We start from the raw sequence: 19573 nt of genomic DNA, 5'->3' as shown, positions 1-19573 counted from the left end.
CGATGACGGGCGCGGGAAAACCCCCTGCGGCGTGTTCAAGCCCATGCCCAAGCCCAATCACACAGCCCGGGCGCGGCCGCGCCTATATGCCCGCAGCAAATGCCCGGAAAGTCGGATTGGCGCGCAGTGCATCGCGGCCGGCAGTGATGACCTCATCGACCTGCGCCTGCGGCAGCGAGAAACGGGTTGGGACCGCCTCTAGAACGGCCGCGCGCGCCGGTTCAAGCTGATCGAACCCTAACCGTCCGATGGAGATTTTGAGGTCGCGGCAATTCCAGCCAGGACGCGCGCCATAGCGCGCCCGCTCCGCCGCCGACAGGCCGCAGCGCCAGCGCACCAGCGAGTTCTGCCAGTCCGTCATGGTACGATCGAAGGCGGTGTAGCTGGCGCCAACGCTGGCATCCATGGTGGTATCGACCGCAGCCTTGATCAGATCGACTCCACTCGGTCCTTCCACTGTCTGCACCCAGTTGCCGGAAAGACCGGCCTTGGCATCGACCACCAGAAACAGCGCACGCCGCAGTTTCACCGCCTGCTGCGGCGAAATCGGCCCATAGGGCGTCTCCGACGACTCGCGCGCGATGGTGAGGCCGGAAACGCCATAATTGTCGACCAGCCCGCCATCGAGCAGCTTGATGTAGGGCACCGCGCCGTCGCGGTAGCGGACGATCGCCTTCGCATACGAACTCAACATCGGCGAAGCGGTACGATCGGCGGCGACACGCTTGATCCAGGACGGCAACGGATCGTTGCAAGTGCCGGGGAATGCCTGAACCACCGCCGGCGCAAACGCAATCGGTACCGCAGCCGACGCGGCTACGGCATTGGAGATCGGATAGGTGGCGAGGTCGCTGCAGATCGCGCTGAATGCCGTTGCATCAAAGATAAACGGAACCCGGTTGTAAATATCCGAGGCATTGATCCAGACCCGCGGCCGGCCTGCGCGGAGCTGACTGAACGTCGCTCCCTCGAACAGATTCGCATCGAGCCATTTGGTGAAGCCAACGGAGTCATTGACGCCACCGGAGAAGGCGCGGCCGATGGTGCCGAGCGACAGGCTGGTTTGAAGCCCCTCCTCCGCGTTACGGATCAGGAAGCGCTCACGAAAGTCCGACAACGCCACACGCTTTTTCAACCCGTAATAGGCTGCCAGCACCGAGCCGCCGGACACGCCGGACACAAAATCAACGTGATCGAGCATCGAACTCGCTGCGCCGCGAACCGGGATCCGCTCCATTTCCGAGAGCACGCCAAAGGAAAATGCCGCCGCCCGCGTGCCGCCTCCAGAAAATGCGAGACCGACGAGAACCTCGCCCGCGACTGTGGAACTATCGAACCCCGCGTTGAGTTTCTCCAGCCCACCATCGGTCGCCGGCGTATTGACCGGAATATTGTGAACCGACGCACAGCCAATCAGCACGATGCAGATTGTGACGACAACACCGATAGAGCGCACCCAGGTCATAAGTCTACCGTTCGCACGCTTTCAGTCGAAACCTGTCCCCGGATCTGACCGAAGGGTGGAGCCGATCCCCGCAACACCGTGCACTCTGAAAGCTCAAACAAACCATAATCCAAATCATTACGCATTTATGCAAAGCGGCGCGGATGGAAGCATCCGCGCCCGCATCATGGTTAATACAAGGCAAGCCGCCTGCGTCACACGGTAGCGCGATCCGGCTGAGCGGCGGATGTTAGACGGAGCTATCGAGAGAGCCGCAGGTAGGACGCCGGCGAGAAACGCGTGGACATGCCGATCGGGAGCAGCGCGCCGGCCGCCATCACCATCCAGGCTTGTGACAGGTCGGAGAATTGATCGCGCAGAATGCCCGCCAGCAGAGGCATGGCGCTGGCGATGATGTAGCCGCCGCCTTGAACGAAAGACGCCAGTTCCCCGGCGCGCGCGGGATCGTCGATGTGATCGAGCGTGAGGATCAGCGACAGCGGAAACAGTGCGCCAATGCCTGTTCCCAGCAAGCCACAGGCGACGACGGCCAAAGACAGTGGTGCAGCGATCAGGCAGATGAGCCCCGTCAGCAGCAGTGCCAAAACAACGATGAGCGGTCCGCGGCGATCGGGAAAGCGTCCGATGAAGGCCGAGACCATCAGCCCGGCCACGACTTCGGTGATCGTGAGACCGCCAAGCAGGAAGCCTGCATCGGAGCGGCTCCATCCCAGCGCCGTATAGAAAGGAGGAAGCCATGCGAGGACGAGCGTATAGGCGCCCGTCCCTATTCCGAAAAACACAAGCAGCTCCCAGGCGCGAAGGCTGCGCCAGAATGATAAATATGTGCATCGCGGATGGACCGTTCGTGGCTGCGGGATCGAGGGTATCCCGCCCTTCCCGCGCCATGTTGCCATCAGCCAGAACAGGACTGCGAGAGCCGCAGGAATACACCAGACCGCAAGCGTGGCCGGCCATCCCAGATGCTCGGCAAGACCCGCCGCCGTTGCCGCGGCGATCGCCGCGCCGCCCATGATGCCTGTCGTATAGACCCCCATGATGCGTCCGCTCTGCATCGGGAATTCGCGTTTGATGAAGGTCGGTAGCAGCGTTTGCACCAGCGCGATGCCGATGCCAACCAGGATCGCGGTCCAGATCAATCCTTCTCTTCCCGTCAGCGCCACGCGCGCAAGACACGCGACGAAGACGATCGCTGCCCCGATCGCGATGCCTCCGCGTTCCCCGAGCAGACGTCGCAGATGAGCGCCGAACAGGGCGCAGAGTCCCATCACCAAAACAGGCAGAGTCGTCAGCAGGCTCGCTTCGGTGTGAGTCAGGCCGGTGGAAGCCTCGATGAGGTCGAGCAGCGGGCCGATGGCAGCTATGGCTGGACGTAGATTGAGTGCCAGCAGAAGGATGGCTGCAGCGCGAAGCAATGAACCGGCGGGGACGCAGCGCACGTCCATTTCAACGCTCCCGCCGCACGCACAAGACAGGCGTGAGCATAACGATCGACCTCTTTGAGACTTTGAAAACCGTTGGCGATAAGCAACGTTCGGGATATTATCTAGACATCGAGTATCTTAACGTCAAGACATATAGGAATGACGTATGGCAGATCGTGCAGCAATCGCGGCGGGGCAATGGCGCAATGAGCGCCCCGACCTCGATACATTTCCGATGGAAGTGCTGGGTAGGCTGCAAGAGGTCGCGCTGGTAATCAGCCGCGACCGGCTGACCCCACTGTTCGCCAGCTTCAATTTGCAGCCAGGCGAATTCGACGTCCTCGCCACCTTGCGCCGCTCGGGCAAGCCCTATGCGCTGACGCCGACGGAGCTTTACGAGTTCCTGATGATTTCATCGGGCGGGATGACCAGCCGTATCGACCGACTGGAAAAAAACGGGTTCATCAAACGGCGTAAGCATCCGACCGACCGTCGCGGGACCCTTGTTGTACTGACCACCGCCGGTAAAACCCTGATCGACGACCTTCTCGACCGGCACGTCGAGAATGAGCGCGCCGTTTTATCGGCTCTCAACGCAGACGAGCAGCGGCGTTTGAACAATCTTCTCGCGAAACTTCTTGCAGGCCTGTCGAACAGCGAGGCTTCAGCCTAGTTCGGCTGACTGCTTGGCGCGGCATCGAATACCAGCGTGAACCAGCTGCCCTGCCCGCGAATGCTCTCAGCATTGAACATTACGTTCGACGCATTCTCCTTCAGAGTCTGCAGGATCAACGCACCTAGCTTGCGCGGCGACGGCCATTCCTGGCCTTCGGCAAGACCAACGCCGTCATCGGCGACGATCACCGTGACATGGCCACCTTCCAGCTTGCAGATCAGTTTGATCTGACCGCCGGCACGGCCGACGAAGGCGTATTTCAGCGCGTTGGTGAGCATCTCATTGACCAACAGTCCCGCCGGCATCGCGATATTGATCGACATCGGGCAATAGCCGACCTGCAGGTCGAGCGTGATATCCGCCGTCGCGCTGGCAGCCATAACCGCATTGGCGATATCGGCGAGATACTGTCCGAGATCGATATCGGCTGCAGCGTTCTCGTCGGACAGCGTCCGGTACAAAACCGTCAGCGCATCGATACGGCTGGCAAGCCGCGCGAGCGCCACCGCCTCGCCTTCTGCTGCCGAGCGGGCTTCGAGCCGCACCAGCGCCGTGATGAGCTGCAAATTGTTCTTCACACGATGCTGTAATTCGCGCATCAGCATGTCGCGGTCGCGGATCTGGTTCTCGAACTGCTCGATCTGCGCCCGCTCGCGGCCACCGACATCCACCAGTGCCACGATCCGGAAATTCTCGACGCCGTCGTCACTCTCGATCACCGAGGCATAGGCCTGGACGATGACGAGACGCTCAAGCGGGATCGAGGGACGGAACACGCCGATGAAATCCTCGCCGTCGCGGATCGCTTCGCCGAGCGTCTGGGCCTGATTGTCTTCGTTGAGAAAGCCGTCAAGACAGGTCCACCCCTGTCCCTCGACATCAGCGGGCGCCACCGCCATCAAGGCTTCGAACGCCTTGTTGATGTAGACGACCTGCTGTTCGCCTGCGGAACCGCACGACACTGCGACGGCAACCGGAACATGATCGAGCAGATGTTTGTAGCGATCGCTCTCGATCGCGGCGGCAAGCTTCGACGACCCCAGAATCTGGTCGACTTGCTGGGTCGGTGGGAGACCGTCGTCAGTGCTCATCAGCGGGCCATGCTCATGGGCAAAGCATGGCCAAGTGCATTGCAAAACGCAATGTCAAACGCGCAACACTTCACGCGGATGATGTCAGGCCCACCACTTGGGTGGCGTGAAACGCCCTGATGCCTGTTCGATGGTTTCGCCGAGCGAGAACAGCGTCTCCTCGTCGAACGGACGGCCGATGAGTTGCAGCCCAAGCGGCAATCCCTGCGCGTCCTTGCCTGCGGGAACCGCAATGCCTGGCAACCCCGCCATGTTCACCGTCACCGTGAAAATATCGTTGAGATACATTTCGATCGGATCAGCGCCGCCCTTCTCGCCAATACCGAATGCCGCAGAGGGTGTCGCCGGCGTCAGGATTGCGTGGATGCCCTTGGCAAAGCACTCCTCGAAGTCGCGTTTGATCAGCGTCCGCACCTTCTGCGCGCGCAGATAGTAAGCGTCGTAATAGCCGGCAGAGAGAACGTAAGTTCCGATCATCACGCGGCGACGCACTTCCGCGCCGAAACCTTCAGCGCGGGTATTCTCATACATATCACTGATGCTGCGGCCCGGTACGCGCAGGCCGTAACGCACACCGTCATAGCGCGCGAGGTTCGACGACGCTTCGGCCGGCGCCACGATGTAATAGGCCGGCAGCGCGTATTTGGTATGCGGCAGCGACACGTCGACGAGTTCGGCACCGGCGGCCTTGAGCTGCGCGGCGCCTTCCGACCAAAGCTTTTCGATCTCGGCCGGCATGCCGTCGATGCGATATTCCTTGGGAATGCCGATCTTCATGCCCTTCACGGACTTGCCGATGGCAGCCTCGTAATCCGGCACTTCGCGATCGACCGAGGTGGAATCCTTGGGATCGTAACCAGCCATCGAGCGCATCAGGATCGCGGTATCGCGCACGGTGCGCGCGATCGGCCCGGCCTGATCGAGCGAGGATGCGAAAGCGACCGTACCCCAGCGCGAGCAGCGGCCGTAGGTCGGCTTCATGCCGACGATGCCGGCGAAGGCCGCAGGCTGGCGGATCGAACCGCCAGTGTCGGTCGCGGTCGCGCCGAGGCAGAGACCTGCGGCAACGGCCGAAGCCGAACCGCCGGACGAACCGCCGGGCACCAGGTTGACGTCGGAGCCGTCACGCCGCCACGGATTGATCACCGGACCGAAGAACGAAGTCTCGTTCGCCGAGCCCATGGCGAATTCATCATTGTTGAGCTTACCGAGCATGACCGCGCCATCGCGCCAAAGCTGCGCGGTCACGGTCGATTCGTAAGGCGGCACGAAGTTGCCGAGGATTTTTGAACATGCGGTGGTGCGCACGCCTTTGGTGGCGAACAGATCTTTGATGCCCAGCGGCACGCCACCGAGCCAGCCGCCCTCGCCCTTGGCGAGCTTCGCATCCGCCGCCTGCGCCATGGCGCGCGCCTGATCCGGCGTCTCCAGCACATAGGCGTTCAGCACGCGCGCGGCTTCCATCGCCTTGAGATGCGCATCGGTCAGTTCAACTGACGTGAAGGATTTGGTCGCAAGGCCGTCACGCGCCTCGGCGAGTGTCAGCGACGTCAGATCTGTCATCTATTTATTGACCGGGCTGCAAAAGAAGGGAGAGAGCGTCTTGTCGTTTTCGGGCAAGTCTTTTTTGGATGAGGCACGACGGAGTTTGTCGTCAGCTTCCTGTGCGGCCTGAACCTTGTCGAGGATGGCATCCATCGCCGCGTCGACATCCTTGACCTTCCCCTGACGCTCCATCTCGTCGAGGTAGTCCATATAGAGCTGATAGGACTTTTCATCGTCGCAAAGCAGGCACATGGCGGTTTCCGTCCGAACGGTTCTTGCGCGATTACTCGACGACTTTCGGCACCAGGAAGAAATGATCTTCGGACTCCGGCGCATTCGCCGTCACCGCGTCGACGATCTCGCCGTCAGTGACGACATCGGCGCGCTTCTTCATTTCCATCGGCATCACCGAGGTCATCGGCTCGACGCCGTCGACATTCACTTCCTGCAATTGCTCGACAAAGGCCAGCATCGCGTTCAGTTCACCCTGCAAATGGGGAACCTCGGCATCAGTGACCGCGATCCGCGCAAGGTGCGCGATCCGGCGAACGGTGGCAGCATCGACTGACATCTATATAGGGCCTCGGAGCAAAATCTCCCTGCCATATAGCAGACGGAGGTTTTGCGCCGCAACCGCCGGGCGCCCGGCCCTTCTAGCCTCGCAATTCAGCCATCCGGGCGAGCGCCGCCGCTGCCAGCGAGCGCGTCAGTTCCGCCGCAGGCAATTCGCTACCCATTCCGACCGACTGTCCAGCCCAGAGATTGGTAAAATCGGCCCGGCCGAGCTTTTCTGCAGCCGCTTTCAGCGGCCCCAGCGCGGTCGCCGAATGCGGGAACGCAGGCGCATCGGGCGAGACCGGCCCGACCTCGCGCATGACGCGGTTGATGACGCCCCGGGCCGGACGGCCGGTCATGACATTGGTGATGACCGTCGAGGCGTCCGACGCGCCGGCCAAGGCTGCACGGCCCGGTCCGCTGACCTTGGATTCGGGCGTTCGCAAATAGGCCGTGCCGATCTGCACGCCCGCAGCACCGAGCGCAAAGGCCGCCGCGATGCCGCGTCCATCGGCGATGCCACCTGCGGCGATCACCGGCACTTTCACCGCATCCACCACCTGCGGCAGCAGCGCGAACAGGCCGGGCTGCGTGGCGATATCCTCGGTCAGGAACATTCCGCGATGACCGCCAGCTTCCGCGCCCTGGGCAATGATTGCATCCACGCCGCGCTCTTCGAGCCACACGGCCTCCTTGACGATGGTCGCAGAGGCGATGACCCGACAGCCGGCTGCCTTGATGCGCTTCAAGAGCGCCGGGTCCGGCAGGCCGAAGTGAAAGCTGACCACTTCTGGCTTCAATTCTTCCACCAGCGCACACATCGCCTCGTCGAACGGCGCGCGGTTGGCCGCATTGATGTCGGCATTCGGGTCGAGCCCGAGTTCGGTGAAATAAGACGTCAGCCGCTTGCGCCAGTTGGCCTCGCGTGCGGGATCGGCGTCGACCGCGGTATGGCAGAAGTAATTCATGTTGACCGGCGCAGAGACGCGCTGGCGCACGATATTGATCTGCTCACGGGCTTTCTCGGGTGAGATCATTGCGCACGGCAACGAGGCCAGCGCGCCGCCCTCCGCTGCGCCGATCATGATGTCGGCATCCTGCACGCCGGCCATCGGCGCCTGCACGATGGGAAATTCGGTGCCGAAAAGGTCGATCAGTCGGCGGTCGGGCCACATGGGGGATCTCCGGATTCTTGCGGCAATGCCTCTGAATCCAGCGGCAAAGCGGTGACTATCTTGAGACAGACTTGAGGAAGTGGCATGTGCGTCATTGCCGAGCCATGCTCAAGCTAACACAGCCGCACCCGCGCGAGCTATGCGGTTGCGCGGGGGATGAGCATCCACTTGCGCAGCGCCACACCGGCCCAGATCGCCTCCACCAGCCCGAACGGCCAGGCGCCCTGCAGAAATCCGTAAAGCGATCCGAGCCCACAGGCGCCGGCGAAGGCCAGCGTAAACCACGGACTGCGCGCCTCCAGCGCGTAGCAGACCAGCATGGCGCTGACGGCGAACAATCCAAACAGGCTGAGGGAATCCATGGATCGGGCTCGTGACGTAAGACGCAGAAACGCGGGAACGATGCTACCTTGCCGCAAATCACCACCGATGTGAAACGCGACCGATGACCGCTGCCATTCCCGAACTCACCACGCCCAGACTGATCCTGCGCCCGCTCGTGCTGGATGACTCCGATGCCGTGCAACGGCTCTTTCCGCAGATGGATGTCGTGCGTTTCCTGGCCAGCCGTGTGCCATGGCCCTACCCGGCTGATGGCGCCTTCACCTTCCTGCGCGATGTCGTGCTGCCAGGCATGGAAAACGGCACCGAATGGCACTGGTCGATCCGCCTGAAGACTGCACCGGACCAATTGATCGGCATGATCAATGTCAGGGACAGTGACGACGACAATCGCGGCTTCTGGCTCGATCCCGCCTGGCACGGACAAAGGCTGATGACCGAGGCCAGCGACGCCGTCACCGATTACTGGTTCGACACGTTGCAGCGGCCCGTGCTGCGCGTCATCAAGGCCATCGCCAACACTGCTTCGCGCCGGATTTCGGAGACGTCCGGCATGCGCGTGATCGCCACCGAGGATCGCAATTACGTCTCAGGCCGTTGGCCCTCGGAAATCTGGGAAATGACCGCCGAGGAATGGCGCACCCGCCGTCATTTCCGATAGGTGCGGCGCAGCGTTTGATCTGATGGCCACGCGTGTTATGCGGGGTCATGCCTGCTGTGATCCTCCCCCTCGTCGAAGCCGCCGCACATCTGCCCGCCCGTGGCGCGCTGATCGGTCTCGATCTCGGCACCAAGACCATCGGCGTCGCGGTGTCCGATCCCGATCGTCGCCTCGCCACCGGCATCGAGACCGTGGAGCGCACCGCGTTCAAGGCGGATGCCGCGCGTCTCATCAAGCTCTCCACTGAGCGCAATATCTGCGGCTTCGTGCTCGGCCTGCCCATCAACATGGACGGCAGCGAAGGCCCGCGGGCACAATCGACCCGTGCCTTCGCGCGCAACTTCTCGAAACTGACTGAATTGCCAATCGCCTTCTGGGACGAGCGGCTCTCCACATCTGCGGTCGAGCGCGAATTGATCGCCAATGATGTCAGCCGCGCCAAACGCGCCAAGGTCATCGACGAACATGCCGCGATCTTCATTCTTCAGGGCGCCCTGGATCGCCTCGCCGCCTTGCTGCGCACGCCGGATATTCGCTGACCATGTTGACGGTATTCGGTGCTCTCGTCCCGGTCTTCCTGCTCATCGTGCTCGGCTTTGCATTGCGACGTTTGCTGTTGAAGCAGAACATCGAGTGGGTCGGGCTGGAACAGCTCGTCTATTATGTCCTGTTCCCCGCTTTGCTGATCGACACGCTGGCGCGCGCCAATCTGTCCTCGGTGCCGATCGTCGGCGTCGGCGGCGCACTACTGCTCTCCGTTGTCCTGATGTCTGCGCTATGTCTGGCGCTGCGCCCGTTGCTGGCGCGGGCCATCGGCCTCGATGGGCCGGCCTTCACCTCGCTGTTTCAGGGCGCAACGCGCTGGCAGACCTTCGTGGCACTCTCGGTCGCCGGCAATCTGTGGGGAGACCTCGGCATCACGCTGGCCTCCGTCGCCATGGTGGCAATGATCCCGCTGCTGAATATTCTGGCCGTCTGGGTGCTGGCACATTACGCCTCACCGCAACGGATGGCGTGGCCTGCGCTACTGCTGACCATAGCCAGGAACCCGCTGATCTGGGCCTGCGTGATCGGCCTCGCGATCAACCTCGCCGGATTGTCCGTGCCGCGCCCCGCCCATGAATTTCTCGATGCCCTCGGGCGCTGCTCACTGGCGATGGGCCTGCTGATCGTCGGCGCGGGTCTTCAACTCGAAGGCCTTCACAGACCCGGCATGGCCGCAGCACTGACAGTCGTCTTGAAACTCGCCGTGATGCCGCTGATCGCCATGGGCCTCGGCATCGCCTTCGGCCTGTCCGGCACCAATCTCGCAGTGGTCGTCTGCTGCGCGTCGGTGCCGTCGGCGTCGAACGGCTATATTCTGGCGCGGCAGATGGGCGGTGACGCGCCTCTGTTGGCGCAAATCCTGACCGTTCAAACCACGCTGGCGGTCCTGACCATGCCCGTCTTCATTGCGCTGGCAGAATAGCTACGGCGATATCACACCGTTCGCGATCAGCAGCGTTTGCACCGTGGCGGCGAGATTGTTCAAGCCATGCAGATAGATCGTCAGCCATGTCGAATGGCTGCGATAGCGCATATAGCCGAACAGCAGGCCGATGGTGAAAATCTCGACGAAGAAGAACCAGTCATACTGCAGATGCATCGCCGTCCAGACCAGCGATGACGCCACGATGGCGCCAACCGGCCGCAAAAACGATTCCGACCAGCCGCGATAGAGAAAACCGCGCGCGAAGAATTCTTCGGTCATCGGCGCGCCGACGCAGAACGCTATCACGAGCAGCCACAGTGCGCCGTCAGCGCGAGCCGACTTCAGCACTTCCAGCATGAAAGTCGGCGCGGAGTCGCGCCCCATGCCTTTTGCGACCAGCTCCCAGGCACCGACCAGCACGATCAGCGCCACCGTGCCGAGTACGTAGTTTTTCCAGGACGTGCCGCGCAGCCCCAGATAGTCAGCAAAGGATTGCCGCGCCATGCGCGTCGCCAGCCACAGCGCCAGACACACTGCCGGAAGTCCCATGAGAACGGACGCGGCGATGGTCGTACCGCTGCTCATCGCCTTGATCAGCAGCGTCGCATCGAGTGGCGCATCCTTAATCAGCAGATAATAGGCGACGACGGTGAGCTGGCCGGCGAACATCGCTGCAAAAGCGAACAGCCCCCAGAGGCTGGTGCCCCAGAATTTCCAGACCCTCGGCGGCTTTGTCGCGGGTGGCAGGTTTGACCGTATGACAGGCGTATCCAGCGCGCTCACTGCGGCAACGCCCGCTCGAGCAGTCCCCGGCCCTGAGCTTCGGTCATTTCAGCAGTGCCGTAGATCGCGTTGCGCGCACTATCAAGGCGTGTCCGCGCAAACAGTTCGGCATGGGGCGGATGCACTATGTTCAGCGCAGCGCAGGCCGCCAGCAACGCCAGCGATTCCACCGCCTGCCGTGCAACACGCTCGCTGTCGGGCCGCAGCAAGGTGCGGATGATGAAGGCCGCAGCATCGGCCGCGCCGGGCAGTCCGCGCGTCTCCAGCATCAGGTCCTGCAGCACCGCGGTCGAAGCGTCACCTTCGCGCGACAGCGCCCGCAGCACATCGAGACACATCACGTTGCCCGAGCCTTCCCAGATCGCATTGACCGGCGCCTCACGATAATGCCGCGCCAGGATGCCCTCCTCGACATAGCCATTGCCGCCCATGCATTCCATGGCCTCGTAAAGGAAGCCCGGCGCCGATTTGCAGACCCAGTATTTCACGACCGGCGTGAGGAAACGCATATACGCCGCCTCAGACTGATCTTCCGGCGCGAGATCGAAGGCGCGGCATAGCCGCATCACCAGCGCCGTCGAGGCCTCCACATGCAGCGCCATATCGGCGAGCACGCTTTGCATCATCGGCTGATCGGCAAGATGTTTCTGGAACACGCTGCGATGCCTTGCGTGATGCAGCGCATGAACGAGGCCCGAGCGCATCAAGCCGGCCGATGCCGTGGCGCAATCCTGCCGCGTCAATTGCACCATCTGGATGATGGTGCGGATGCCCTTGCCTTCGTCGCCGACGCGCAGTGCGTAGGCATCATTGAACTCGACTTCCGACGACGCGTTGGAGCGATTGCCGAGCTTGTCCTTCAGACGCTGGAAATTCAGCGCATTGAGCGAGCCATCCGGTCGGAACCGCGGCATGAAGAAACAGCTCAACCCGTCCTCGGCCTGCGCCAGCACCAGGAATGCGTCGCACATCGGCGCCGACATGAACCACTTGTGGCCGCTGATGCGATACGCATCGCCGTCGCGCACCGCGCGCGTCATGTTGCTGCGCACATCCGTGCCGCCCTGCCGTTCGGTCATCCCCATGCCCAGCGTCATCCCGCGCTTGGCCGACCATGGCGCAAAGCTCGGATCGTAGTCGTGGCTGGCAATGACCGGCATCACCTGCGCCAGCACATCCGGCTGCATCGCCAGCGCACCGACGGCGGCACGTGTCATCGTGATCGGGCACAGATGCCCGGTCTCGACCTGCGCGGCCATGTAGAAACGCGCCGCACGGATCACTTCCGCCCCCCGCCCCTTTGGCTTGCCGTCCGCCGTCCAGGTCGAATTGTGAATTCCCGCTGCAATGCTCTGTGCCATCAGTTCGTGATAGGCCGGATGAAACTCGACCTCGTCGCGCCGGTTGCCGCGCGCATCGAAAGTCCGCAGCTTCGGCGTATTCTCGTTGGCCAGTCGCGCGCGCTGCGCCATGTCGGCCGATCCCCAGAGCTGACCGAATTTGGCGTGGTCGACATAGGCGAACGAGCCCTCATTCATCGCAACCGCTTCCACCAGCGGCCGGTCCAGCTCGAACAGATTGACGTCCTCGAACGGTGGCGACTGGTTGAGCACCGCATGAATGGCAGAGGTGGCGTCGGTCATGAATCAGTTCCGGCTGGAGGCGGTATTGCGAATCATTTTACGCTGGATTGACCGGGATTTCACGGGGCTATCTTGCCTGCCGCACAATCGGAAAATCGTAGGTGCTCACGCCTGTGCCCGGCAGCGAGAAGTGCCACCATTCCTTGGAATAATTCACGAAGCCCTGCCTGCCCATCACAGTCACCAGGAGATCGCGCCAGCGCCGCTGCGCGGGTAAGATCGTGCGCGATCCGGTATGCGCCTTCGCATCGGAGCAATCGTAACCCGTGCCCATATCGACACTGCCCTCCGGCGCGCGCTGTGCCTCCGGCGCGATACAGCTCGCATAGGCCTTGTTCGGATCAAATGCCGGAGACGCAGGCGCACGCAGATCGACCAGCGTCAGATCGAGCGCCGCGCCGGTGGAGTGGCCGGAGCGCTCGGCGATATAGCCAAGCCTGAACAGATCCGCTTTGCTGAAGGACGGATTGTAACGCTTCTGCGCCGGCGTCTCGTTGCCATCGCGCGCCCACGCCACCATGTCGCGCGATGCCCGCGCCGGCCGATAGCAATCCAGCATTTTCAGCGACAGGTTTTGCGCCATCAGTTCGCGCTGCACCTTCTGCAGAGCGAGGCCGACCGCGCGTTTCACCACGCATTCCGCGCTGTCATAGCCGCTAAGCTTGCGCCCGACGAAGTTGTTGACGCCGGCATAGCGGATGTCCTGCCGGATCGAGGGATCGATGTCGCGCAGGAACACGAAATCGTCAGGCAGGTTTTGCGCCTGCGCAGGCTGGGCGACCGACGCCAGCCAGAGCCCCGCCGAAATCACCGCCAACAGTCGATTTGGAAAACGTCTCATCAGCGGCCTCGCGATCCAAAACGGGCGACTTGACGGCGATTTATGCCCATCATCTTTACCCTGCCACCGGACTGACCGGGGGATAACCGAAAAGCGGGCGAATCGCGCTTGCTCCGCTTTTCAACTCTGCCTATAGCTTTCGTTTTAATGACCCAAGCCACGAAATCCTCTTTCGTCCTCGGACACCGGCATTTGCTGGGCATCGAGGGCCTTTCCGCCGCGGATATCACCGGCCTCCTCGACCTGTCCGAGGAATATGTCGAGCTGAACCGCCAGGTCGACAAAAAGCGTTCCTCGCTGCGCGGTCGTACCCAGATCAATCTGTTTTTTGAGAATTCGACGCGCACCCAGTCGTCGTTCGAACTGGCCGGCAAGCGGCTCGGCGCCGACGTCATGAACATGTCGGTGTCATCGTCCTCGATCAAAAAGGGCGAGACGCTGATCGACACCGCGATGACGCTGAACGCGATGCATCCGGACATTCTCGTGATGCGCCATCATGCCTCCGGCGCGGTCGAACTGCTGGCCCGCAAGGTCGACGGCTCCGTCATCAATGCGGGCGATGGCGCCCATGAACATCCGACCCAGGCCCTGCTCGACGCGCTGACCATCCGTCGCAACAAGGGCCGCCTCGAAGGACTGACGATCGCGATCTGCGGCGATGTCCTGCATTCACGGGTCGCGCGTTCAAATATCCTGCTGCTCAACACCATGGGCGCACGCGTGCGCGTGGTTGGGCCTTCCACGCTGCTGCCGCCGGGTATCGAGCGCATGGGTGTCGAGGTCGCGCGCGACATGCGCGAGGGCCTCCACGGCGCTGATATCGTGATGATGCTGCGGCTGCAGCGCGAGCGTATGAACGGCTCCTTCGTGCCGTCCTCCGCCGAATACTTCCAGTATTTCGGCCTCGACCAGAAGAAGCTCGCTTATGCCAAGCCCGACGCCCTGGTGATGCATCCCGGCCCGATGAATCGCGGCGTCGAGATCGACTCCATCGTGGCCGACGGCGCGCAGTCGCTGATCCGCGAACAGGTCGAGATGGGCGTAGCGGTCCGCATGGCCGTGCTCGAAGCGCTCGCGCGCAACCTCCCGAACGCGTGACGCCATGTTGACAGATCGCCGCCCCATCCTGCTCGCCAATGCGCACCTGATCGATCCGTCACGGGACCTCGACGGTATCGGGGATGTGCTGATCGCCGACGGTATGATCCGCGACGCCCGCCGCGGCATCGGCGCGGCCGGTGTGCCTGAAGGCACCGACATCATCAATTGCGCCGGCAAGGTCGTGGCCCCCGGCCTCGTCGACATGCGCGCCTTCGTCGGCGAGCCCGGCGCCAGCCATCGCGAGACCTTCGCATCCGCAAGCCGCGCCGCTGCGGCTGGCGGCATCACCACCATCGTCTGCCAGCCGGATACCTCGCCGGTCATCGACAATTCCGCCACCGTCGATTTCGTGCTGCGCCGTGCCCGTGACACCGCGATCGTCAACATCCATCCGATGGCCGCACTCACCAAGGGTCTCCAGGGCAAGGAGATGACGGAGCTTGGCCTGTTGAAGGCCGCGGGTGCCGTCGCGTTCACCGATGCCGACAAGAGCATCACCAATGCGCAGCTGATGCGCCGCGCGCTCACTTACGCCCGCGACTTCGACGTTCTGATCGTGCATCACACGGAAGACCCCGATCTCGTCGGTGAAGGCGTAATGAACGAAGGCGAGCGCGCCTCGCGGCTTGGCCTGATGGGCATTCCCACGGCCGCCGAAGCCATGATGCTGGAACGCGACATGCGTCTGGTGGCTCTCACGGGCGGCCGCTATCACGCCGCGTCACTGACCTGCGCAGAATCCATCGAGGTCTTGAAGCGGGCGCGCGATGCCGGACTTCGCGTGAGCGCCTCAGCCTCGATCAATCATCTCACGCTGAACGAAAACGATATCGGCCCCTATCGGTCATATCTCAAGCTGTCGCCGCCGCTGCGCGTCGAGGAAGACCGCCAGGCTCTGGTGGCCGCCGTTGCCTCCGGGCTGATCGACGTCGTCATGTCCGATCACAACCCGCAGGATGTCGAAACCAAGCGCCTGCCATTTGCAGAAGCCGCTCCGGGTGCCATCGGCCTCGAGACGATGCTGTCGGCCGGATTGCGGCTGATCCACAATGGCGAGCTCACCTTCACCCAACTGATCCGTGCGATGTCGACACGTCCGGCCGAACTGCTCGGCCTGCCCGGCGGCACGCTGCGCCCCGGCGCGGTTGCCGATATCATTGTCATCGATGCCGATGTACCGTGGGTGCTGGATCCCGCAGACCTGAAGTCACAATGCAAGAATACGCCGTTCGACGAGGCCCGTTTTACCGGCCGTGTTGCGCGCACTATCGTCGGCGGACGTACCGTTTACGAGCACGTCTGACGCGATAGGCGTGTCTGAGAGCACGAAAGTGCGAAACGCGTCTTAGGATAGAGGCCCGATGATCGTTCTTTATATATTTGCCGCCGCGCTTGGCTATTTCCTGGGATCGGTCCCATTCGGGCTGGTGCTGACCAGGCTCGCCGGCACACAGGACATCCGCACCATCGGCTCGGGCAATATCGGCGCCACCAATGTGCTGCGCACCGGCCGTAAGGGCCTTGCCGCGGCGACCCTGCTGCTCGATGCCCTCAAGGGCACCGTCGCAGTGATCATCGCCGGCAGCGTCGGCGGTCCCGTTCCGGCCATGGTTGCCGGTCTCTTCGCTTTCCTGGGCCACCTCTTCCCGGTCTGGCTCGGCTTCAAGGGCGGCAAGGGCGTTGCCGTCTATATCGGCATCATGTTCGGCCTATACTGGCCGGCCGCCGTGGTGTTCTGCCTTGCCTGGCTCGCCTGTGCCTTCTCCTCGCGCTACTCGTCATTCTCCGCCCTCACCGCCAGTGCCATCACGCCTATCTTCCTGTGGTGGGCCAAGGCGCCACAACTCGCCGTGCTGGCCACCGTGCTGACGCTGCTGCTGTGGTTCATGCACCGCGAGAACATCAAGCGATTGCTGAACGGCACCGAAGGCAAGATCGGGCAGAAGTAGGACCCCGTCCTTTTTTGGCTCTGCTGCAATCAATACAGGCGAACCTTCACACCTTTCGCCTTGAGCGCTTCCAGCGCCACACGATCCGGCGCGTCGTCTTCATGACAGGCAAACCGCTCCAAAGCCGGCAGACCCAGCAGGATCGCAGCCGGCAGCTTCGTTCCGAGCCCTAGATCGAGCGAACGTAAATCGGGCAAACGTAAAAGCGGGCTCAGATCGTTAGCTTCCAGCAATGCGATATCGTTGAAGTCTCGCAGATGTGTCAGTTGCTCGATGCCTTCCAGGCTGCGCACATGAAAGTCATCGGTCTCGCCGCTCCAGCCCGGCCAGATGTAGTCATAGATCGCATTGCCGCCATCGAAACACAGCGCTGTCACCGCTGACAGCTGATCTGGTGTGAGCAGGATACGAACGAGATAATCGTAGGCAGCTTGGCATTTGTGCGGCCACTGGCTATCGCCGCGGGGATCATAGGGCCGCCCCAGCACCCGCGACAGAAACTGGGAAGCATTCCCGAGATCAATCAATCTCGCTTCCAGAAGCGCATCAAGCACCACCAGTTTGAAATTCAGATCGGTGAATGGTGCACCGGCCGGCAGATCGAGTGGTGCAAGAGCGGGCATCTCCGCCACATAGATCGCATCCGGGTAAAAGAGTTGAAGACCGAGCAGCCGTTCGTCGCGGAATAACGCAGTCAATTTCATCCCGTCGGCCGTCGATGCGCCGTAAAGCTGCAACGTCTGAGACACGCCGGCGATGTCCTGCAAAAAAGCAAGCGTGGGATACTCGCCTTTCACCGCCTGCAGCGTCATGCCCAGCTGCAGTCGATCGTCCATCACCGGTTTAGGGAATGCGGCGTGTATGTTGAGATGGCCGATGATGCCGTGAATATCGACCCGCGCCGAGAAACCACCGACCACATCGCGCGCCGGTCTGACCCAGCCTTCGTCGTCCGAAGTCAGCGGGCGCCAATGCGTACCGAGCGCTTGCGACAGACGCAACACAGGCATTCCCGGACGCAACTGCGCGAGTGCTTCGATATCGACGGTGTCGCTGGGCATGACGGAGCTCGCTGCTGTGAATGCAGCTGTTAGTGATCCGCTGGCCGAAATAGTTCATCACCCAAAACAACCACAAGCGTTCCGGCGCACGCGCTCAAAACACCCGTGCGCCCTGCCGCGCATCGAGATCGAACTCCCAGATCTCGATGCCGCGGCTGATCAGGTGGCCGTTGTTCTTGATATAGTGCGAGATCAGACTCACCTTCGAATGCGGGTGAAGATGTTTGAGCACGAACAGAATCTTCCGATAGTCGCGGGGCGCCGCACCGAACAGCAGCATGGCTTCGTTCATGCCGCGGATCTTGGCGCTCGGCCGATTGCCGGACACTGTCCAGGTGTAGGACTTGCACTCCACTAGGATGCGCGGGCTGGCGCTGCCGAGATCGAAGCGCTTGTTCTTCTGCAGCCGGTGGCCGACGGGCACGACGAAATTGCGCGCAAGCTGCACGCCCTCGGAATGAAAGAAGATCTGCGCCGCGTCCTCGAACTCACGCCCAACGGCGGCGTTGCTCGATGCGCCGATCCGCTGGAAGTTGTTCACGTCCCAAAGCATTGCCATCACTGAACACAAGCCATCCGGGCTTACCCCTACTCTCGCACCTTAAGTACGAATGTCAATTGAATGCACCCTCAAGTTGATAGATGCTTGCGCTGGGGGATCAGCGCTTGGACACTATCTCGCAGGGCAGCACACAACTCACGGACGCTCAGCGGCTCGACTGGCTGCGGCTGATCCGCAGCGACAATGTGGGGCCGCGTACCTTTCGATCGTTGATCAACCACTTCGGCAGCGCCCGCGCCGCGCTGGAGCGATTGCCGGATCTGGCGCGCCGCGGCGGTGCTGCCCGCGCCGGCCGGATCTGCAGCCCCGACGATGCACAGCGTGAACTCGACCTCGGACGCAAGATCGGCATTGTGGTCGTGGCCCCGGGCGAACCCGGCTACCCGCCGCGATTGGCGGGGATCGACGATGCACCGCCGCTGCTCGGCATCCGCGGCAAGATGGATGCGCTGATGCGGCCGATGATCGCCATCGTTGGCTCGCGCAACGCGTCCGGCGCGGGACTAAAGTTCGCGGAGAGACTGGCGCGCGATCTCGGCGACGCCGGTTTCATGATCGTGTCGGGCCTCGCACGCGGTATCGATCAGGCCGCGCATCGCGCCAGCCTGAATGCAGGCACCGTCGCGGTGCTGGCCGGCGGTCATGACAGGATCTATCCGCCCGAACACGAAGACCTACTGTTTGCGCTTCTGGAAAGTGGAGGAGCGATCTCCGAAATGCCCCTCGGCCATGTCCCGCGCGCCCGCGATTTTCCCCGCCGCAATCGCCTGATCTCGGGCGCCGCACTCGGCGTCGTGGTCATCGAAGCGGCGCATCGCTCGGGCTCGTTGATTACCGCACGGATGGCTGCCGAACAGGGCCGCGAAGTGTTTGCGGTGCCGGGCTCGCCGCTCGATCCCCGCGCCGCCGGCACCAACGACCTTATCAAGCAAGGCGCGGCGCTGGTGACCGAAGCATCGGACGTGATCAACGCCGTCGCGCCAATCATGGAGCGGCCGATCGGGCTCCCGAACCGTGAGCCCGATGATGTCTCGTCATTCGACGAGCCGGACAGCAGCGACCGCGCGCACGTCATCGCCCTGCTCGGTCCAAGCCCGGTCGGCATCGACGACCTCATCCGCCTCGCCGGCACGTCGGCCTCTACGGTCCGCATCGTGCTGCTGGAGCTCGAGCTTGCCGGACGGCTGGAGCGTCATGGCGGAGGGTTGGTGTCGATGATCTGAGG

21 protein-coding genes are annotated in these 19573 nt (G+C 62.6%); 8 read left to right on the top strand and 13 right to left on the bottom strand.

Going from position 1 to position 19573, the window contains the following annotated elements; genetic code table 11:
• Positions 1 to 82: 82 nt before the first annotated feature.
• Together CIW50_RS16100 and CIW50_RS16095 are read right to left on the bottom strand one after the other, a co-directional pair.
• The gene (locus tag CIW50_RS16100; RefSeq protein WP_172980348.1) at positions 83 to 1465 is read right to left on the bottom strand and encodes a patatin-like phospholipase family protein; all 1383 of its coding nucleotides are present in this window, start codon (positions 1463 to 1465) and stop codon (positions 83 to 85) included.
• Positions 1466 to 1704: 239 nt separating this feature from the next.
• Positions 1705 to 2910 carry an MFS transporter gene (locus CIW50_RS16095; RefSeq protein WP_149532230.1) on the bottom strand — a complete coding sequence of 402 codons (1206 nt, stop codon included), beginning with the start codon at positions 2908 to 2910 and terminating at the stop codon, positions 1705 to 1707.
• A gap of 145 nt (positions 2911 to 3055) precedes the next feature.
• Here CIW50_RS16095 and CIW50_RS16090 point away from each other — a divergent pair, with 145 nt between their 5' ends.
• Entirely contained in the window at positions 3056 to 3562 is a 507-nt protein-coding gene (locus tag CIW50_RS16090; protein WP_149532229.1) for a MarR family winged helix-turn-helix transcriptional regulator, read from the top strand.
• On the opposite strand, the gene CIW50_RS16085 is transcribed toward CIW50_RS16090, so the two are convergent.
• From CIW50_RS16085 to CIW50_RS16060, 6 genes are all read right to left on the bottom strand, one after another.
• Positions 3559 to 4656: a sensor histidine kinase gene (locus CIW50_RS16085; protein ID WP_149532228.1), complete on the bottom strand. Its 1098-nt coding sequence runs from the start codon at positions 4654 to 4656 to the stop codon at positions 3559 to 3561. The genes CIW50_RS16090 and CIW50_RS16085 overlap by 4 nt on opposite strands.
• Before the next feature lie 84 nt (positions 4657 to 4740).
• On the bottom strand, positions 4741 to 6219 hold the full coding sequence (gene gatA / locus CIW50_RS16080; protein WP_149532227.1) for an Asp-tRNA(Asn)/Glu-tRNA(Gln) amidotransferase subunit GatA: 1479 nt from the start codon (positions 6217 to 6219) through the stop codon (positions 4741 to 4743).
• Positions 6220 to 6453 (bottom strand): hypothetical protein, encoded by a 234-nt coding sequence (locus CIW50_RS16075; RefSeq protein WP_149532226.1) that lies wholly within the window; start codon positions 6451 to 6453, stop codon positions 6220 to 6222.
• A 31-nt stretch (positions 6454 to 6484) separates the two neighbouring features.
• Positions 6485 to 6772, bottom strand: coding sequence for an Asp-tRNA(Asn)/Glu-tRNA(Gln) amidotransferase subunit GatC (gene gatC / locus CIW50_RS16070; RefSeq protein WP_068732434.1), 288 nt, complete (start codon positions 6770 to 6772; stop codon positions 6485 to 6487).
• Between the two features lie 82 nt (positions 6773 to 6854).
• The gene (locus CIW50_RS16065) at positions 6855 to 7931 is read right to left on the bottom strand and encodes an NAD(P)H-dependent flavin oxidoreductase (RefSeq protein WP_149532225.1); all 1077 of its coding nucleotides are present in this window, start codon (positions 7929 to 7931) and stop codon (positions 6855 to 6857) included.
• A gap of 137 nt (positions 7932 to 8068) precedes the next feature.
• A complete protein-coding gene (locus tag CIW50_RS16060) occupies positions 8069 to 8293 on the bottom strand; it encodes a hypothetical protein (protein WP_092144320.1) in 225 nt (74 codons plus the stop codon).
• An 83-nt stretch (positions 8294 to 8376) separates the two neighbouring features.
• Here CIW50_RS16060 and CIW50_RS16055 point away from each other — a divergent pair, with 83 nt between their 5' ends.
• From CIW50_RS16055 to CIW50_RS16045, 3 genes are read left to right on the top strand one after another with little or no spacing between them, the layout of a single operon-like run.
• Positions 8377 to 8934, top strand: a complete 558-nt coding sequence (locus tag CIW50_RS16055) for a GNAT family N-acetyltransferase (RefSeq protein WP_149532224.1) — start codon at positions 8377 to 8379, stop codon at positions 8932 to 8934.
• A gap of 47 nt (positions 8935 to 8981) precedes the next feature.
• The gene (gene ruvX / locus CIW50_RS16050; protein ID WP_149532223.1) at positions 8982 to 9473 is read left to right on the top strand and encodes a Holliday junction resolvase RuvX; all 492 of its coding nucleotides are present in this window, start codon (positions 8982 to 8984) and stop codon (positions 9471 to 9473) included.
• A gap of 2 nt (positions 9474 to 9475) precedes the next feature.
• Positions 9476 to 10402 carry an AEC family transporter gene (locus CIW50_RS16045; protein WP_149532222.1) on the top strand — a complete coding sequence of 309 codons (927 nt, stop codon included), beginning with the start codon at positions 9476 to 9478 and terminating at the stop codon, positions 10400 to 10402.
• Here CIW50_RS16045 and CIW50_RS16040 read toward each other — a convergent pair whose 3' ends face one another.
• The 3 genes from CIW50_RS16040 to CIW50_RS16030 all read right to left on the bottom strand — a co-directional run bounded on the left by CIW50_RS16040 (position 10403) and on the right by CIW50_RS16030 (position 13672).
• Positions 10403 to 11188, bottom strand: coding sequence for a CPBP family intramembrane glutamic endopeptidase (locus CIW50_RS16040; RefSeq protein WP_246664296.1), 786 nt, complete (start codon positions 11186 to 11188; stop codon positions 10403 to 10405).
• Positions 11185 to 12831 (bottom strand): isovaleryl-CoA dehydrogenase, encoded by a 1647-nt coding sequence (locus CIW50_RS16035; protein WP_149532221.1) that lies wholly within the window; start codon positions 12829 to 12831, stop codon positions 11185 to 11187. The genes CIW50_RS16040 and CIW50_RS16035 overlap by 4 nt, the downstream gene beginning before the upstream one ends.
• A gap of 67 nt (positions 12832 to 12898) precedes the next feature.
• Complete coding sequence (locus CIW50_RS16030; protein WP_149532220.1) at positions 12899 to 13672, bottom strand: M15 family metallopeptidase; 774 nt, start codon at positions 13670 to 13672, stop codon at positions 12899 to 12901.
• Between the two features lie 147 nt (positions 13673 to 13819).
• Between CIW50_RS16030 and CIW50_RS16025 the strand changes: the two genes are divergently transcribed.
• From CIW50_RS16025 to plsY, 3 genes are read left to right on the top strand one after another with little or no spacing between them, the layout of a single operon-like run.
• Positions 13820 to 14773 (top strand): aspartate carbamoyltransferase catalytic subunit, encoded by a 954-nt coding sequence (locus CIW50_RS16025; protein ID WP_116661886.1) that lies wholly within the window; start codon positions 13820 to 13822, stop codon positions 14771 to 14773.
• A 4-nt stretch (positions 14774 to 14777) separates the two neighbouring features.
• Positions 14778 to 16079, top strand: a complete 1302-nt coding sequence (locus CIW50_RS16020; protein ID WP_149532219.1) for a dihydroorotase — start codon at positions 14778 to 14780, stop codon at positions 16077 to 16079.
• A 58-nt stretch (positions 16080 to 16137) separates the two neighbouring features.
• Positions 16138 to 16725: a glycerol-3-phosphate 1-O-acyltransferase PlsY gene (plsY, locus tag CIW50_RS16015; RefSeq protein ID WP_149532218.1), complete on the top strand. Its 588-nt coding sequence runs from the start codon at positions 16138 to 16140 to the stop codon at positions 16723 to 16725.
• Between the two features lie 29 nt (positions 16726 to 16754).
• Here the strand turns inward: plsY and CIW50_RS16010 are convergent, their stop codons facing one another.
• Complete coding sequence (locus tag CIW50_RS16010) at positions 16755 to 17786, bottom strand: DUF6892 domain-containing protein (RefSeq protein ID WP_149532217.1); 1032 nt, start codon at positions 17784 to 17786, stop codon at positions 16755 to 16757.
• Between the two features lie 94 nt (positions 17787 to 17880).
• The gene (locus CIW50_RS16005) at positions 17881 to 18345 is read right to left on the bottom strand and encodes a hypothetical protein (RefSeq protein WP_246664295.1); all 465 of its coding nucleotides are present in this window, start codon (positions 18343 to 18345) and stop codon (positions 17881 to 17883) included.
• A gap of 107 nt (positions 18346 to 18452) precedes the next feature.
• Here CIW50_RS16005 and dprA point away from each other — a divergent pair, with 107 nt between their 5' ends.
• Positions 18453 to 19571, top strand: coding sequence for a DNA-processing protein DprA (gene dprA / locus CIW50_RS16000; RefSeq protein ID WP_502707491.1), 1119 nt, complete (start codon positions 18453 to 18455; stop codon positions 19569 to 19571).
• Positions 19572 to 19573: the final 2 nt, after the last annotated feature.

The sequence above is a fragment of the Tardiphaga sp. P9-11 genome, assembly GCF_008329525.1.
In the GTDB taxonomy this organism is placed as follows: Bacteria; Pseudomonadota; Alphaproteobacteria; order Rhizobiales; family Xanthobacteraceae; genus Tardiphaga.
The sequence above is the reverse complement of the archived record's forward strand: the minus strand, read 5'-3'. Positions and strand labels throughout refer to the sequence as shown.

Coding starts and splice junctions, on each gene's coding strand:
- CIW50_RS16095 (WP_149532230.1), bottom strand. CDS start 2,910: ATGGACGTGCGCTGCGTCCCCGCCGGTTCATTGCTTCGCGCTGCAGCC.
- CIW50_RS16025 (WP_116661886.1), top strand. CDS start 13,820: ATGACCCAAGCCACGAAATCCTCTTTCGTCCTCGGACACCGGCATTTG.
- ruvX (WP_149532223.1), top strand. CDS start 8,982: ATGCCTGCTGTGATCCTCCCCCTCGTCGAAGCCGCCGCACATCTGCCC.
- CIW50_RS16045 (WP_149532222.1), top strand. CDS start 9,476: ATGTTGACGGTATTCGGTGCTCTCGTCCCGGTCTTCCTGCTCATCGTG.
- CIW50_RS16085 (WP_149532228.1), bottom strand. CDS start 4,656: ATGAGCACTGACGACGGTCTCCCACCGACCCAGCAAGTCGACCAGATT.
- CIW50_RS16035 (WP_149532221.1), bottom strand. CDS start 12,831: ATGACCGACGCCACCTCTGCCATTCATGCGGTGCTCAACCAGTCGCCA.
- CIW50_RS16065 (WP_149532225.1), bottom strand. CDS start 7,931: ATGTGGCCCGACCGCCGACTGATCGACCTTTTCGGCACCGAATTTCCC.
- CIW50_RS16055 (WP_149532224.1), top strand. CDS start 8,377: ATGACCGCTGCCATTCCCGAACTCACCACGCCCAGACTGATCCTGCGC.
- CIW50_RS16090 (WP_149532229.1), top strand. CDS start 3,056: ATGGCAGATCGTGCAGCAATCGCGGCGGGGCAATGGCGCAATGAGCGC.
- CIW50_RS16010 (WP_149532217.1), bottom strand. CDS start 17,786: ATGCCCAGCGACACCGTCGATATCGAAGCACTCGCGCAGTTGCGTCCG.
- CIW50_RS16005 (WP_246664295.1), bottom strand. CDS start 18,345: ATGGCAATGCTTTGGGACGTGAACAACTTCCAGCGGATCGGCGCATCG.
- CIW50_RS16100 (WP_172980348.1), bottom strand. CDS start 1,465: ATGACCTGGGTGCGCTCTATCGGTGTTGTCGTCACAATCTGCATCGTG.
- CIW50_RS16030 (WP_149532220.1), bottom strand. CDS start 13,672: ATGAGACGTTTTCCAAATCGACTGTTGGCGGTGATTTCGGCGGGGCTC.
- CIW50_RS16060 (WP_092144320.1), bottom strand. CDS start 8,293: ATGGATTCCCTCAGCCTGTTTGGATTGTTCGCCGTCAGCGCCATGCTG.
- CIW50_RS16075 (WP_149532226.1), bottom strand. CDS start 6,453: ATGTGCCTGCTTTGCGACGATGAAAAGTCCTATCAGCTCTATATGGAC.
- CIW50_RS16020 (WP_149532219.1), top strand. CDS start 14,778: ATGTTGACAGATCGCCGCCCCATCCTGCTCGCCAATGCGCACCTGATC.
- gatA (WP_149532227.1), bottom strand. CDS start 6,219: ATGACAGATCTGACGTCGCTGACACTCGCCGAGGCGCGTGACGGCCTT.
- gatC (WP_068732434.1), bottom strand. CDS start 6,772: ATGTCAGTCGATGCTGCCACCGTTCGCCGGATCGCGCACCTTGCGCGG.
- plsY (WP_149532218.1), top strand. CDS start 16,138: ATGATCGTTCTTTATATATTTGCCGCCGCGCTTGGCTATTTCCTGGGA.